The sequence below is a fragment of the Streptomyces sp. NPDC052101 genome (assembly GCF_040680235.1).
Classification (GTDB): Bacteria; Actinomycetota; Actinomycetes; order Streptomycetales; family Streptomycetaceae; genus Streptomyces.
In genome coordinates this window covers 528,820-542,774 of sequence record NZ_JBFAWH010000001.1, presented here as the reverse complement: position 1 = coordinate 542,774, position 13,955 = coordinate 528,820, and the positions used below count along the sequence as shown (strand labels likewise).

Sequence of the window (13,955 nt, the reverse complement as noted above, 5' to 3'; positions counted from 1 at the left end):
AATCATCCCGCCCCCCACCCTGTCGATCGCCGACGTCACGCAGCAGCGGACACCGGTCACGCCGGAGCGGACCATCGGTCGACTTCCCGGTCATACCGGAGCCGGCCTCGGTCGCCGTGGGCTCGGACCCGTCACCCCACCGACCGGTCCAGCTCGGCCAGGGGCAGGACGAAGAGCATGTGGTCCGACAGCGACCACACCTCGCCCGTCTCCTGCCAGTAGGAGAGGGACCCCGTCGACTGCGCCCAGCAGCGGTGCGAGCCGTCCGCGCCGCAGCGGGCCGCACTCGACCCCGCGACGTCCTGCCGCCACAGCCCGCCGTGTCCGTCCCGTGAGCCGGGCAGACGTCCCATATACCAGGACGTGTCGTCCGCCCCGGGCTCCCGGTACGACAGCACACCCCGGATCCCGGCCGCCCGGGTCCGGTACGCCTCTTCCGGCTGCACGCGGCCCGCGGTGTCCGTGCCGAGCAGCCCGCCGCGCCCCGGAGCCGTACTGAAGGCATACCGCCACAGCCGGGCGTTCCGGGCGCCGTCCGGCTCGGTCCACTCCGCGGCGACCAGGCTGTCCGGCACGGTGCCCCGGTCGACGGCCAGCGCGCCGGGGCAGGGCGGGCCGGAGCGGGCGCAGCGGCCGCCGGTGAACCGGTACGAGCCGACCGCGGGCATCACATACCGGTAGCCGTCGGCGGACCAGCCGCCGGGCACCCGGCCGATCGCGGGCCCGTCGACGTTGGTGCGCTGGATCCGGTCGACGTCATAGACATAGAGCGCGTCGGCGCTGCCGGTCCTGGTGGTGACCAGCAGCTTGCCCTGGTACCAGACCATGCCGGAGACCGCGGAGGACAGGCCCCGGTAGTCCCGGCCGCCGTCGACCGGAACCACCAGCAGCACCCAACGGTAGGCGAGGCGGCCGGGGTCGTCGGCGTCCACGAAGGCGACCCTGGCCAGGCCCCGCTCGGCGGCGCGGCCGGCGGTGGTGCTGTGGGTCCAGCCGGCGAGGACGACCCGGTGGCTGCCCCAGACGCCGTCGTCGTCGGCGTCCCCGGACGTGGTCACCGACGCCGGCCGCCAGTCGCTGCCGGCGGAGTCGGCCGTGTCCCAGCAGTAGGCGCGGGCGACGGACGGCGTCACGGGCAGGGACGCGCGGTCGGCGGCGGAACAGTCGGCGGACGCGCGCATCGCGCGGTCGGCGTTCGCCACGACGGCGTCCACGCCGACCGGGCGGCCCATCGCGGCGGACAGCCGGTCCAGTGTGCGCGCGGGCACCAGCCGCTCCTGGAGCCGGAGCGGGGCGGTGTCCGCCGGGGAGGAGAGCGGCTTGAGCGCGCCGGGGCTGTCGGTGACGTCCGCCTGGGAGGCGCTGATCAGGGTGGCGGCCGCGGTGAGCGCCAGCGCGGTCCCGGTCAGAAACGCACGCAGTGCGGCGCCGCGCCGACGCCGCCGGTGTCTGCCGCGATGCTTCATCTCGTCCCCTCTTCCAGGGCTCCTTCGCCGCTGTGGCGCGCGGGCCGGTGGCGGTCCAACTGCGCCTGTCGATCAGTATGTTGACGTAAGGAGCGGCTGGGGAAGCCCTTAAGGGATGCTACGGCAGCAACGGCCCGTGCAGGGCCGAGACCCCGCAAATATGCGGAAGACACGCTCACCGGGCCGCGGGTCCGTCGCCCGGCGCGGCCGTCCGCCGCCGCGCGATCGCCGGTGCCGTCGAGGAAGGCAGCAGGTCACGAGGGTCGTCGGGGAGCAGCACCTCGATCTCCGTGTCCTCGCGGAAACGATACGGCCGATGCTGGAGAAGTTCCCCGAAATACCGTCGGATCCGCGACATCTCGGCCCGAACCGTCACTGTGCGTGAGGGATCCCCGAACAGATCCTCGGCCAGGGCCGCCGCCCCCCGGCCCGAGCGGTGCGCGGCGAGCAGATACAGCAACTCGGCGTGCCGGGGACTGAGTTCACGCGACCAGGAACCCGCCGAAGCGGACACGGTCAGCGTACCCCGGCCCGGCCTGGCCAGGTCCAGCACGATCCGTGTGGCGGTGCCGAGTGGTTCCTCCGCCGCCCGCAGCAGCCAGCCCCCGGCCAGCGGCTCCACCGCGCACGAACCCAGCGACGGCAGCCACCGGCGGCCCGGCGCCAGCGACTTGGGCAGCGCGATCCGCCGTACGTACGGCATCCCGGTCACGGCCGCCGTCCAGCCGTCCCGGTCCACCACCAGCGCCCGCCCCTCCAGCCGGGCCAGCACCGGCGCCGCCACCGACCGCAGCCGCTCCAGCGAGTCCCGATGCAGCTCCCGCAGCCGCGCCTCGGCCAGCTTGGCCACCGAGTCCACCCAGGCGAGCGTCGCCGGATGCATGGTCTCCAGCGGGCCGCTGACGTCCACGACACCGATCAGCCGCCCGTCCCTGGGATCGGTGATCGGCGCGCCCGTACAGGTCCAGGAGGCGTGCGAGCGGACGAAGTGCTCGGCGGCGAAGACCTGCACGGGCCGTCGTACCACCGCCGGCGTGCCCACACCGTTGGTGCCGACGACGTCTTCCCGCCAGTCCGCACCGAGTTCGAAGCCCAGGCCGTCCGCCTTGCGCAGCACCGGCGGCGCCCCCTCCCGCCACAGCACCCGCCCGTCGGCGTCCGCGACGACCATGATGTGCTGCGCGACATCGGCGACCGAAAGCAGCCCCTCCCGCAGCACCGGCAGCACATGCCGCAGCGGTGACTCCTCGCGCCGGCGCCGCACTTCGTCGAAGGGCAGCAGCCCGGATCTGAAGTCGTGATCGGGATCGACACCGCTGCGCAGCATCCGTCCCCAGGACTGCTCGATCACCGGACGCGGTGTGATCTTCGCACGTCTACCGGCGAGTGTGGCGTCGCGTGCCTCGCTCAGCAGTCGCGCCGCCCGCGTCGCGTCCACGGCGGCCAGGCGCGCCACGTTCATCGGCGGGTTCACCACGGGAGTCCTCCCGGAAAGGGCTTCGAACATACTTGTCAAGCCGTCCGGGCGGCGGTTTCCGGTCCGGCTGTTCCTCTCATACTGCCGCTCCGAGCAGGCCGGAGGCACACACTCCGCGCACGTGCCCCGACAAGTTGCAACCCCCTGCAACCCTGGTGGACGGTCCGAAGGTGGCCGAGACTTGACCCCGACGCGCCTTCGCGTCCGCGGGCTTCAACTGGCCCAGGTGGTGGGGGTGGTGCCGTGTCGGCGCAGCACCACCCTCGCCGGAGATCCGGCCGCCGCGCGGCAGGGGGTACGGCCTCACCCGCGTGGACGGCCGCGGGCTTCAGGAGATCGGGCGCGCTCGCTCCACAACCGCTTTCAGATCCAGGCCCGTTGGCAGGGTGCCGAAGGACGCGCCGTGGTCGCCGCCCAGGCGGGAGGCGCAGAAGGCGTCCGCGATCTCCGGCGGCGCATGGCGGACCAGCAGCGACCCCTGCAGGACCAGCGCGAGGCGTTCCACGAGCCGCCTGGCCCGGCCCTCGGCGGCGTCCAGATCGGCGAGTTCGGTGAAGAGGTCCTTCACGGCCCGGTCCAGACGGTGATCGGCGCCGTGGGCCCGGCCGATCTCGGTCAGACAGGCGTCCAGCGCGCCCGGCTCCCGCTGCAGCGCCCGGAGCACGTCCAGCGCCTGGACGTTCCCGGCCCCCTCCCAGACGGAGTTCAGCGGCGACTCCCGCACCAGCCGGGGCAGCCCCGACTCCTCGACGTAACCGTTTCCGCCCAGGCACTCCGCCGCCTCGACCGCAACGGGCGCGCACCGCTTGGTGATCCAGTACTTGGCGGCCGGCACCGCCAGCCGCAGGAAGGCACGCTCCCGCTCGCCGCCGTCGTCGTAGGCGGCCGCGAGCCGGAGGGCGAGGGCGGTTGCGGCCTCCGACTCCAGTGCGAGGTCCGCGAGGACATTGCGCATCAGCGGCTTGTCGACCAGCCGGCCGCCGAAGGCCTCCCGGTAGGTGCAGTGGTGGATCGCCTGCGTCACCGCCTGCCGGATCAGGCCCGCCGACCCCAGCGCGCAGTCCAGCCGGGTCGCCGCGACCATCCCGATGATGGTCCGCACCCCGAGCCCCTCCTCGCCGACCCGGCGCGCCCAGGTGCCGGCGAACTCCACCTCCGCGGAGGCGTTGGAACGGTTGCCCAGCTTGTCCTTCAGCCGCTGGATGAGGAAGACGTTACGGGAACCGTCCGGCAGCACGCGCGGGACCAGGAAGCACGTCAGTCCGCCCGGCGCCTGCGCGAGCACCAGGAAAGCGTCCGACATCGGCGCCGAACAGAACCACTTGTGCCCGGTCAGCGTGTACGCGCCCGCCTCGGCGAGCGGCCGGGCCTGAGTGGTGTTCGCGCGGACATCGCTGCCCCCCTGCTTCTCCGTCATGCCCATGCCGAAGAGTGCGCCGGACTTCTGCGGCGCGGGCCGCAGCTCCCGGTCGTAGATCGTGGACGTCAGCCGCGGCTCCCACTCGGCGGCGAGCCCGGAATCGGCACGCAGCGCGGGCACGGCCGCATGGGTCATCGACAGCGGGCAGCAGTTCCCCGCCTCGACCTGGGTCCAGACCAGAAAACCGGCAGCCCTGCGGACATGCCCCGACGGCCGGTTCCAGGCAGCCGTCAGCCCCGCCGAGACACCCTTGCCGAGCAGCCGGTGCCACGCCGGATGGAAGTCGACCTCGTCGATCCGGTGGCCGTACCGGTCATGGGTACGCAGCCGGGGCGGATGCTCGTTCGCCTGCACCCCCCACTCCTGCAGCTGCGCCGAGCCCGCGGAGCGCCCCAGCACGGACAGCTCCGCACGCACCTCGTCGAGGTCGTCCGGACCCGTGTACCGCGCGACGGCCTCCACCAGGGCCCGGTCGGCGGCGAAGACGTCATAGCCGACCAGCGGGGGCGGCTGGTTCGTCACGGTGTGGGTAGAGGTGCCTGCCATGATTGCGAACCTACCCGGGACGGCGGCGATGATGGCCTCCAGAGTGGCACAGCGGCACCACCGGCCGCGCCGGAAACGATCGCCCGCCCCGGAAGGTGAGGGCGGTCCGGTCCTGCGGATACCTTTGGGTCGTGCAGCCAGCAAGTGAACCCCCCGAGCGGCCCGCCGGTCGCCTCCACCGGGCCAGAGCCCTCTACCGGAACGTCTCCAAGCGCAGGACCGCCTGGCTGCTGCTCAAGGACACCGTCAACTCCTGCATGGAGTACCGCATCCTCGGCCTGGCGGCCGAGGCCGCCTTCTTCACGCTGCTGTCCGTGCCGCCCTTGCTGCTCTGCCTCATCGGCCTGCTCGCCTATGTGGACACCTGGACGGGCGCCCACACCATCAGCAGCCTGGAGACCAACATCCTCGACGCCTCACGGACGGTCCTGTCCGACAAGGGCGTGAAGGACATCACCGAGCCGATCCTGCACGACGTGATGAAGGGCCGCCCCGACGTCATCTCCATCGGCTTCCTCTTCGCCCTCTGGTCGGGTTCCCGCGCGGTGAACGTCTTCATCGACACCATCACCGTCATGTACGGCCTCGACGGCGTCCGGGGCATCGTGAAGACGCGGATGATGTCGTTCCTGCTGTTCATCGTGGCGCTGCTGATCGGCTCGGTCGCGCTGCCGCTGATGGTGGCGGGCCCGGACGCGGTGGTCCGGGTGGTGCCCTGGTCGGAGACGGTGGTGCAGGTCCTGTACTGGCCGGTCGTCATCGTCCTGTCGATCGCTTTCCTGACCACCCTCTACCACGTCTCCGTGCCTGTCCGTTCCCCGTGGATCGAGGACGTGCCCGGCGCCCTGGTCGCCCTGGCCATGTGGGTCCTCGGCAGCGTCCTCCTGCGGGTCTACCTCGTCCACACCATCGAGGGCGCCACCATCTACGGCTCCCTCGCCGCCTCCGTCGCCGTACTCCTGTGGATCGGCGTGTCGGCCTTCGCCGTCCTCGTCGGCGCGGCCGTGAACGCCGCCATCGACCGGGTCTGGCCCGCCGCCGCCACCGCCGCCGCCCGCGCCGCGAACGAACGGATCCGCGAGGCCCAGGTCGCCGAGTACGTCGCCTGGGCCGCCGCCGCCCGGGAAACCGACCCGGACGACCCCGACATGCCCTCCGAGTTCCCCGAGCGCTGGTCCCGCTTCCTGCCCCCGGAAGACGTCACGGCCCGCCTGCGCACCCACGCCAAGCACGCCGCCCACCACGCCGCCCCCCACGGGCACAAGGCCAATGGCCGGCACCCGCACGAGGCGGGCGGGGACAGCGGGACGGCACAGCAGGGGAAGTGACCTGTACGTGCCGTGGGACGCGGGTGGCGGTGCGTCGGCACGTACGTACGTGCCGACCTGGCACGTATCCGCATGTCGGCCAGAGCGCGGCTCGGCAGCGCGTCACGGCCTGCCCCTGCCCCCGGGCAGGACCCCGCACCGCCGTCATCAGACCGTCCACGCCCCCGCCGCCGCGGCCTCCCGCGCGTAGTCCCCGAAGTCCCGCGGCGCCCGGCCCAGCACCTGCCGCACACCGTCCGAGACATGCGCGTTCCGCCCGTCGAGCAGCGACGTGAACAGCTCCACCAGGAACTCCACCTCCTCGGGCGGCACCCCGAACCCGGCCAGCCGCTCCCCGTAGTCCCGCGGCGACACCGCCCGGTACGCCAGCTCCCGCCCCGTCGCCGCCGCGACCTCGGCGACCGCCTCATCGAAGGTCAGCAGGCGCGGCCCGGACACCTCCAGCGCCCGCCGCGCATACCGGTCGCCGCCGGTGAGAGCGGCCACCACCACGTCCGCGACATCCCGCACATCGACGAACGGCTCCCGCACCTCTCCGCCCGGAAACACCAGCTCCCCACCCGTCCGCAACTCCTCCAACAGCGGCCCCTCGCTGAAGTTCTGCGCGAACCACGCGGCCCGTACGGCCGTCCACTGCGCCCCCGACCCCGCCAGCGCCTCCTCAGTCGGCAGGGCCTGCTCCTCGCCGCGGGCCGACAGCAGCACCAGCCGCCGTACCCCGAGCCCCACCGCCGCACGGGCGAGCCGCCCGACCGCCTCGGGCGCGTCCGGAGCGCCCACATCCGTCGGGTACACCAGGTACGCCGCGTCCGCGCCGCGCAGCACCGGCTCCCAGGTCGACCGGTCCTGCCAGTCGAAACCCCGTGCGCGCGACGCGGCACGCACCGTCAGGCCCGCCGCCCGCGCCACCGCCGCGACCCGGCTGCCCGTACGGCCGGACGCACCGGTCACCACCACGGTCGACACCGTCGTCGAGGCCGTCGTCGAGACCACTGTCGGCACTGTCGTCGATTCCGCTGTCGAGGCCGACGTGTTCCCTCGGCTCCGCACGTCCTGCATGTCCTGCATACCGTGCATGCCCTGCGTGTGCTGCGTGTTCTGTGAGTTCTGCGTCATGTCCGGCAGTCAACTGCCGTACGGGGCCGGTCGACATCGCCGAGCCGCTCGCGCCCATAAGCGTGCGTCTACGCTGCCCCCATGGACGCACTCGCAGGACTGCTGGACGGTCCACGCGCGCGTGGCGCCTTCATGATCCGGGCGTGCTTCGACCCGCCGTGGGCGGTGCGCGTGGCGGACGAAGCGCCGCTGACCGTGATGCTCATGGCGCGCGGCACCGCCTGCATCACCCCGGACGGCGACGGCGTGCCGGTGCGGCTCGGCCCCGGAGACCTGGCGATCGCGCGCGGCCCGGACCCGTACACCTGCGGCGACGAGCCGGACACCGCCCCGCAGGCGCTGATCCTGCCCGGCGGCGAGTGCCGCTACCCCGACGGCACCTCCCTGAACGGCTCCATGGACCTCGGGGTACGCACCTGGGGCGACCGCCCCGACGCCGGCACGATCATGCTGATCGGCACCTATCTGATGCGCGGCGAGATCCACGGCCGCCTCCTCGACGCCCTGCCGCCGCTGGTGACCCTCCCCGCCGAGGTGTGGGACTGCCCGCTCACGCCCCTGCTGGCCGAGGAGATCGTGCGCGACGAACCCGGCCAGGAGGTCGTCCTGGACCGCCTGCTGGACCTGCTGCTCATCAGCGCGCTACGAGTCTGGTTCTCCCGCCCCGAGGGGGCGGCCCCCGCCTGGTACCGGGCGCTGGCCGACCCGGTCGTCGGCCGTGCGCTGCGCCTGCTCCAGGGCGACCCGGGGCACACATGGACGGTGGCCGCGCTCGCCGCCAAGGCCGGGGTGTCCCGCGCGGCCCTCGCCCGCCGCTTCACCGACCTCGTCGGCGAACCCCCGATGTCCTACCTGACCGGCTGGCGGCTCGCCCTGGCCGCCGACCGCCTGCGCGAAACGGACCTCACCCTCGACAGCATCGCCCGCCATGTCGGCTACGGCAGCGCCTTCGCCCTCTCCACCGCCTTCAAGCGCGTGTACGGAGTGAGCCCGCAGGAACACCGCGCGGGCCGCCAGGGCCGCCAGGGCCGACCAGGTTCGCCTTGAGACGCGACCTTGAGACGCGACCTTGAGGGCTGCCCCTGAGAGCCGCGCCGCGCGTCTCCACTCCCGGGTGCAGACGGGACGATGGAGACCGTGGCCCGGTGATCCCATCAGCCATCCACCTGTCTTCCACCCGCTTCTCCACCCGTGCTCCGATCCGCCCGGCACCGCTTCGGACCTAGCGTTTTCCGCAGGTCGGCGCCGTCCGGCCGAGGGCAGGGAGGCGGAGGACATGGCGGATGCGGCGGGCGTGGCGAATGCGGCACAGGCACCGGAGGCGGCAGAGGCGACGGGTCGGGTACGACGGCCGGGCGCGGGGGCCGGTGTGGACGGCGGGTCCGGCAAAGGCGGCACGGCCTACGGCCCCTTGCTCTCGATCGCCGTCGACATCCTCCTGCCGCTCCTCGTCTACTACGCGGCCCGTGCCCTCGGTGCAGGACAGGGCCCAGCGCTGCTGCTCAGCGGCGCGCCCCCCGCCCTGCGGCTGGTGACCGGTGCGGTGCGCCAGCGCCGGATCGACGGGGTGGACCTGTTCTTCACGGTGCTGCTGGCCGCTGCCGCAGTGGCCGCACTGATCGGTGGCAGCATTCGCATCCTGCTGTTCAAGGACGCGGCGCTGTCCCTCGCGGTCGGCGGCTGGGTGCTGGGCACCGCGTTCACCGGAAGACCGCTGGCCTTCCAGCTCGGGCAGCGACTGCACCGGGGCCCGGCGGCCCGGACTCGGGCCCGGACATGGCAGGACTCCGCCGAGTTCCGCCGAGGTTTGTGCGTCCTCACCATGCTCTGGGGCGCCGAGCAACTGCTCGACGGCGGCCTCGGCACACTCGCCGCGGCCACGCTGCCCACCGACATCGTGCCGCTCCTGGCCCGGGTCCTCTCGCTCCTGCTGCTCGCCCTGACCGCCACGGCCACCGCTGTCTACGCCCGGCGCTTCCGCACCCGCCACGGCCTCCGGCTGTTCGGCGAACCACGCCGGTCTCGCCGCGTCCCGTGACCCGTCGCCCGAACTCACCGGACGGTCGCACGCCGGACGCCGGGGTGCGCCACCGACGTAGGCTGGCACACGTGTACGCGGAGCGGGCGTCCCGGCTGAGGGGCGCGGTCGTATGGACGAACGTCCCGGATGGTCCGCACGGCCCGGACATCCCGGACGGCCCGGAAGGGTCAGGTGGCGGACCCCTCGTGCTGCCCGACGGCTGCATGGACCTGCTGTGGAGCGAGGGCCGGCTGCTGGTGGCGGGCCCCGACACCGGCCCTTACCGCCCCGAGGGCCCGCCCCGCTCCTGGGCAGGCGTCCGGTTCTTCCCGGGAACCGCGCCCGCGCTGCTCGGCGTACCCGCGCAGGAACTGCGCGATCTGCGGGTCGACTTGTCCGACCTGTGGCCCGCCGCCCGGGTCCGGCGACTGCGCGAGCGGGTCGAGGCAGCGCCCGACCCGGCCACGGCACTGGAGGACATCGCCCTGGACCGGGCCGCGCGGACCACGGCTCCCGATCCGCTGCTGCACCGGCTGGTGGAGCGCCTGGACGAGGGCTGCCCGGTGTCCGCCACGGCCGCCGAACTCGGCATCGGCACCCGCACACTGCACCGCCGCTGCCTGAGCGCGTTCGGCTACGGCCCCAAGACCCTGGCCCGCATCCTGCGCCTGCAACGGGCGCTGGCGCTGGCCCGCTCCGGGACGACGTACGCCGAGACGGCCATCCGTGCCGGGTACGCCGACCAGCCCCATCTCTCCCGTGAGGTACGGGAGTTGACGGGCCTGCCGCTCGGGGAGCTACTCGGCGGCGGGTAGCGGGGCGAACAGGTCGACGCCGTTGCCGTCAGGGTCGTGCACACTGGCGTACCGCTGACCCCAGAACGCGTCCCACGGCTTCAGCTCCCCGTGGTACCCGGCGGCCACGAGGTCCTCGTACAGGGCGTCGACCTCGGCGGGGGAGTCGCACCGGAAGGCGAGCCCCACGCGTCCACCGCCCTCGGGCGGCCGCCAGCCGGAGTGGAAGGAACGGACGGTCTCCTCGGTGTCCAGCGCGAGCACCAGCCCACCGGGCAACTCGGCCTCGACATGCGGCTGTTCCTCGGCACCGGGAGGGAAGACCAGCCCGAGGCGGCGGTAGAAGGCGAGCGAGGCGGCCAGGTCGGAGGCCACCACGCCGATCACGGCGAATCGTGCAGTCATGCGATCACCGTAGGCGGACAGCAACCGACCGGTCTTGAAGAAATCGGACACCCTCGGCCGGCATCGGGCGCTGCCTGCTTCTGCACACGTTGGCCTGTCCGAGGTCAGCCGACCGTGGCTACGCCCCGCGCCCCGCGCCCCGGGCCTCAGCCGAAGGTGACCGGCCCGTTGGGCGTGTTCACGGTGAAGGAGAGCGAAACCGGTCCCGTGGTGAGTGCCAGCCCGGTGCCCAGGGCCGCGAGCGGGCCGTGCACCTCCTCCGGGTCCGGTGCCGTGGCGGACACCTCCAGCAGCGGCGTGACCGGCAGGCCCGAGGACGTCGGGTGGCGGGAGCTGCCCCAGTCGATCAGAAACGGGACCAGACCGGAGGGATGGGCGTGGCCGCCGTCGGTCAGCCGCCACCGCAGCACCGTGCCGTCCGGCGTACGGCGGCTCATCGGGTGCACGGGCCCTGGGTCGTAACCCCGCGCGCGGGCCGTCTTGATCGCCGACTCCAGGTGTGGCGGACTGATCGCCCAGGTCAGCGTGCGTGGCCCGGCCAGCTGGTCGACCCCGAACGGCCGTGGTTCGGCAGGCTCGGGTTGCTCGGGGTCGGGTCCGAGGATCTCCAGATAGCTCCGGCCGCCCAGCCCCACCAGATGGTTGCGCGTGCCGAGGTCGGGATGCGCACCGCCGGGCACGGGCATCACCCCGGTCCGCTGCGCGAAGTCGGCGACCGTCGCCGCCAGGTCGGGCGTGGCGAGGACGAGATGGTCCAGGAGCGGGGGAACGGCGTTCATGCCCGGCGAGGCTACGGTCACCAACCCGGCGCTTCAAGGGAGTTGGTGTCAGGCGGCTGGCCGCTCGCCAGGCGGTTCGGCCGTGCTCGCGCGCACCATCAGCCGGGTCGACAGCTCGGTCCGCGTGCTCTCCGGGTGCTCCCCGTGCATCAGCCGCACCAGCAGCCTCAGTGCGGTCGCCGCCATCTCACCGAGCGGCTGGCGGACGGTGGTCAGCGCCGGGGCGGCCCAGCGGGCCTCGGGCAGATCGTCGAAGCCCACGACACTCACATCGCCCGGCACCCTCAACTCCCGCTCCGCGAGCGCCTCGTACACCCCGAGGGCCATCCGGTCGGAGCACACGAACACAGCGGTCGGCGGTTCGGGCAGGTCCAGCAGTTCGTGCGTGCGCAGCCGGGCCGCGCTCACGTCGAAGCCGGCGTACCGCATGTAATCGGCGGGGTGCCGCACCCCGGCCGAGGCGAGAGCGGAACGGTAACCGGCTACCCGGTCGCTGCCGCACATCGAGCGCCGGTGCCCGGCGATCACCGCGATCCGCCGGTGACCGAGCCCGAGCAGATGCTCGGTCGCACTCACCCCGCCCTGCCAGTTGGCCGCCCCGACCGAGGCCACCCCGGCGGGCGGCTCGTGCGCGGGGTCGATCAGCACGTACGGGATGCGATGGTGGTCCAGCCAGGCGTACTGCGACGGCGACAGCTCCGCCAGGTTGAACAGCACGCCCGAGGAGCCCCGCGCCGTCAGCTTGTCCAACCAGCCCCGCTCCGGCCGGCCGCTCCGGGGCCGGGGCAGCCCGGTCGAGACCACCACCTCCAGGCCCGCCTCGTACGCCGCCGCCTCCACCCCGTGCAGCACGGCACCCGACCATGGGCTCTCCAGCGAGTGCACCACCAGGTCGACCAGGCCCGGCGTCTTCGCGGTGTCGAAGCGGGGCCGGCGCACATAGCCGAGCCGGTCCAGGGCCTCGGTGACCCGGCGACGGGTCTCCGGTGCCACGTCCTCCCGGCCGTTGACCACTTTCGACGCGGTGGGCACCGACACCCCCGCCTCCCGGGCCACCACAGCCAGCGTCGGCCCGACCGGCACGCGCACACTCCCCGTACGGACCACAGGAAACCGCCTCTCCGGCCCGCCCCTGGGCCAGCGAAAGTTGCGACCGACGCTGCTTGCGTGGGCTGCTCACCGAGCAGACAGAAAGCGCTTCCTACGATAGATGCGCGTCAACACGACGTGAAGACATGGGAATTCACGGGATGACGGGCGGCCGGGACTTTCGAAACTCCGAACATCGGGAGAGCGGGCGGGCGGGGCCAGTCGGCGGGTGGAACCGGCTACGGGGTGCTCGGCGCGGGCGCGGGCGCGGGGCGGGTCTGGCTGTGGACGCCGTCACTTGAGGGCTGCAGCTGAGGGCTGCAGCGCCGAGTGGACGAAGTCCCCTCATCACCGGCCGTGCCGGTGGACAACCTCCGTCACGCGACCCGCACCAGGTCCGAGAGCCGCACCTCATGGGCCAGGGGCAGCCCCGCGACCAGCCGTTCCAGCTCGTCGACGACCACTCGTCCCAGCCGCTCCAGCTCATTGCCGAGAGAGCCGGCGATGTGCGGAGTGAGGACGACGTTCGGCAACCGGTACAGCGGCGATCCGGCCGGCAACGGCTCGGGCTCGGTGACGTCCAGGACCGCCTGGAGCCGGCCGGACACCAGTTCCTCGGTCAGGGCGTCGTGGTCGACCAGGGCGCCCCGCGAGGTGTTGATCAGCACCCCGCCGTCCCGGATCAGGGCGAGCCGCGCACGGTCGAGCAGGTGGTGGGTCTCGGGGATGTCCGGCGCGTGCAGGGTGACGATGTCGCTGCGCCGCAACAGGTCTTCCAGAGGCAGCGGTTCGGCCCCCAGCGCGGCGGCTTCGGAAACGCTTGCGTAAGGATCGTGGAGCAGGACCTCGAAGTCGAACGGCCGCAGCAGTTCCATCAGCCGACGGCCCACCCGGGAGGCGCCGACGACTCCTACCCGGCGGCCGACGTTGCCGATGGCCGACGTCTCGGCGGGGGAGGGCGGCGTGTGCGTGGTGCGGTAGCGCTCGCGCTGCGTGAAGAAGTCCTTCCCCGCGAGCAGGATCATGGCGAGCGTGTACTCGGCGACGGGCAGCGCGTTGGCGGTGACCGCGCTGGAGACGGCGATCCCGCGCTCCCACAGGGCGTCGCCGATCAGCGAGCGAACCGATCCGGCGGCGTGCAGTACCGCTCGCAGCCGGGGCGCCACGGCCAGGGTGTCCGCGTCCAGTCCGGGGCAGCCCCAGCCCGTGATCAGCACCTCGGCACCGGCCAGCGACGCGGCGGCGGCACGGTCGGCGGGGTTCCGCACGACGAGCGCGGGATCGATCTCGGCCGTCTGCCGCAACCGGGCCATGAGCGGCGGAGGGAAGAGCAGGGGGAGATGCACCGGATCCATGGCGAACACGGCCCTGGGCAACTGGGCGCTGGGCATGACCCTCCTGAGGCACTGTGGGAAACGGTTCGGAAAGCGCCTTCTACGCTAGTTCTGGCGTTGAGCGGGAGGCAATCGGTGGGGCGGGTGACCGAAGGGCTGGTCGTCTCCGCCACATGGCGAG

Annotated in this window: 12 protein-coding genes; 4 read left to right on the top strand and 8 right to left on the bottom strand. The window is 73.0% G+C overall.

The window, feature by feature from the left end:
* Positions 1–131: 131 nt before the first annotated feature.
* The 3 genes from AB0L75_RS02370 to AB0L75_RS02360 all read right to left on the bottom strand — a co-directional run bounded on the left by AB0L75_RS02370 (position 132) and on the right by AB0L75_RS02360 (position 4,909).
* Positions 132–1,466, bottom strand: coding sequence for a hypothetical protein (locus tag AB0L75_RS02370; protein ID WP_365174171.1), 1,335 nt, complete (start codon positions 1,464–1,466; stop codon positions 132–134).
* Positions 1,467–1,641: 175 nt separating this feature from the next.
* Positions 1,642–2,928 carry a GAF domain-containing protein gene (locus AB0L75_RS02365; protein WP_365174168.1) on the bottom strand — a complete coding sequence of 429 codons (1,287 nt, stop codon included), beginning with the start codon at positions 2,926–2,928 and terminating at the stop codon, positions 1,642–1,644.
* Between the two features lie 343 nt (positions 2,929–3,271).
* A complete protein-coding gene (locus AB0L75_RS02360) occupies positions 3,272–4,909 on the bottom strand; it encodes an acyl-CoA dehydrogenase family protein (protein WP_365174165.1) in 1,638 nt (545 codons plus the stop codon).
* 131 nt (positions 4,910–5,040) lie between these two features.
* Between AB0L75_RS02360 and AB0L75_RS02355 the strand changes: the two genes are divergently transcribed.
* Positions 5,041–6,237 (top strand): YihY/virulence factor BrkB family protein, encoded by a 1,197-nt coding sequence (locus AB0L75_RS02355; RefSeq protein WP_365174162.1) that lies wholly within the window; start codon positions 5,041–5,043, stop codon positions 6,235–6,237.
* Positions 6,238–6,384: 147 nt separating this feature from the next.
* Here AB0L75_RS02355 and AB0L75_RS02350 read toward each other — a convergent pair whose 3' ends face one another.
* Entirely contained in the window at positions 6,385–7,353 is a 969-nt protein-coding gene (locus AB0L75_RS02350) for an NmrA family transcriptional regulator (protein WP_365174159.1), read from the bottom strand.
* An 81-nt stretch (positions 7,354–7,434) separates the two neighbouring features.
* On the opposite strand from AB0L75_RS02350, the gene AB0L75_RS02345 reads away from it, so the two are divergent.
* The 3 genes from AB0L75_RS02345 to AB0L75_RS02335 all read left to right on the top strand — a co-directional run bounded on the left by AB0L75_RS02345 (position 7,435) and on the right by AB0L75_RS02335 (position 10,188).
* Complete coding sequence (locus tag AB0L75_RS02345; protein ID WP_365174156.1) at positions 7,435–8,400, top strand: AraC family transcriptional regulator; 966 nt, start codon at positions 7,435–7,437, stop codon at positions 8,398–8,400.
* A 229-nt stretch (positions 8,401–8,629) separates the two neighbouring features.
* Entirely contained in the window at positions 8,630–9,391 is a 762-nt protein-coding gene (locus AB0L75_RS02340) for a VC0807 family protein (RefSeq protein ID WP_365174153.1), read from the top strand.
* A gap of 71 nt (positions 9,392–9,462) precedes the next feature.
* A complete protein-coding gene (locus tag AB0L75_RS02335; protein ID WP_365174151.1) occupies positions 9,463–10,188 on the top strand; it encodes an AraC family transcriptional regulator in 726 nt (241 codons plus the stop codon).
* Here the strand turns inward: AB0L75_RS02335 and AB0L75_RS02330 are convergent.
* The 4 genes from AB0L75_RS02330 to AB0L75_RS02315 form a co-directional block, all read right to left on the bottom strand.
* The gene (locus tag AB0L75_RS02330; protein ID WP_365174148.1) at positions 10,171–10,572 is read right to left on the bottom strand and encodes a VOC family protein; all 402 of its coding nucleotides are present in this window, start codon (positions 10,570–10,572) and stop codon (positions 10,171–10,173) included. The two genes, AB0L75_RS02335 and AB0L75_RS02330, sit on opposite strands and share 18 nt — an antisense overlap.
* Before the next feature lie 146 nt (positions 10,573–10,718).
* Positions 10,719–11,351, bottom strand: a complete 633-nt coding sequence (locus tag AB0L75_RS02325) for a VOC family protein (protein WP_365174145.1) — start codon at positions 11,349–11,351, stop codon at positions 10,719–10,721.
* A 48-nt stretch (positions 11,352–11,399) separates the two neighbouring features.
* On the bottom strand, positions 11,400–12,458 hold the full coding sequence (locus AB0L75_RS02320; RefSeq protein ID WP_365174143.1) for a substrate-binding domain-containing protein: 1,059 nt from the start codon (positions 12,456–12,458) through the stop codon (positions 11,400–11,402).
* Between the two features lie 359 nt (positions 12,459–12,817).
* Positions 12,818–13,831 (bottom strand): hydroxyacid dehydrogenase, encoded by a 1,014-nt coding sequence (locus AB0L75_RS02315; RefSeq protein ID WP_365174140.1) that lies wholly within the window; start codon positions 13,829–13,831, stop codon positions 12,818–12,820.
* Positions 13,832–13,955 lie beyond the last annotated feature (124 nt).

Coding starts and splice junctions, on each gene's coding strand:
- AB0L75_RS02330 (WP_365174148.1), bottom strand. CDS start 10,572: ATGACTGCACGATTCGCCGTGATCGGCGTGGTGGCCTCCGACCTGGCC.
- AB0L75_RS02350 (WP_365174159.1), bottom strand. CDS start 7,353: ATGACGCAGAACTCACAGAACACGCAGCACACGCAGGGCATGCACGGT.
- AB0L75_RS02365 (WP_365174168.1), bottom strand. CDS start 2,928: ATGAACGTGGCGCGCCTGGCCGCCGTGGACGCGACGCGGGCGGCGCGA.
- AB0L75_RS02340 (WP_365174153.1), top strand. CDS start 8,630: ATGGCGGATGCGGCGGGCGTGGCGAATGCGGCACAGGCACCGGAGGCG.
- AB0L75_RS02315 (WP_365174140.1), bottom strand. CDS start 13,831: ATGCCCAGCGCCCAGTTGCCCAGGGCCGTGTTCGCCATGGATCCGGTG.
- AB0L75_RS02325 (WP_365174145.1), bottom strand. CDS start 11,351: ATGAACGCCGTTCCCCCGCTCCTGGACCATCTCGTCCTCGCCACGCCC.
- AB0L75_RS02360 (WP_365174165.1), bottom strand. CDS start 4,909: ATGGCAGGCACCTCTACCCACACCGTGACGAACCAGCCGCCCCCGCTG.
- AB0L75_RS02345 (WP_365174156.1), top strand. CDS start 7,435: ATGGACGCACTCGCAGGACTGCTGGACGGTCCACGCGCGCGTGGCGCC.
- AB0L75_RS02370 (WP_365174171.1), bottom strand. CDS start 1,466: ATGAAGCATCGCGGCAGACACCGGCGGCGTCGGCGCGGCGCCGCACTG.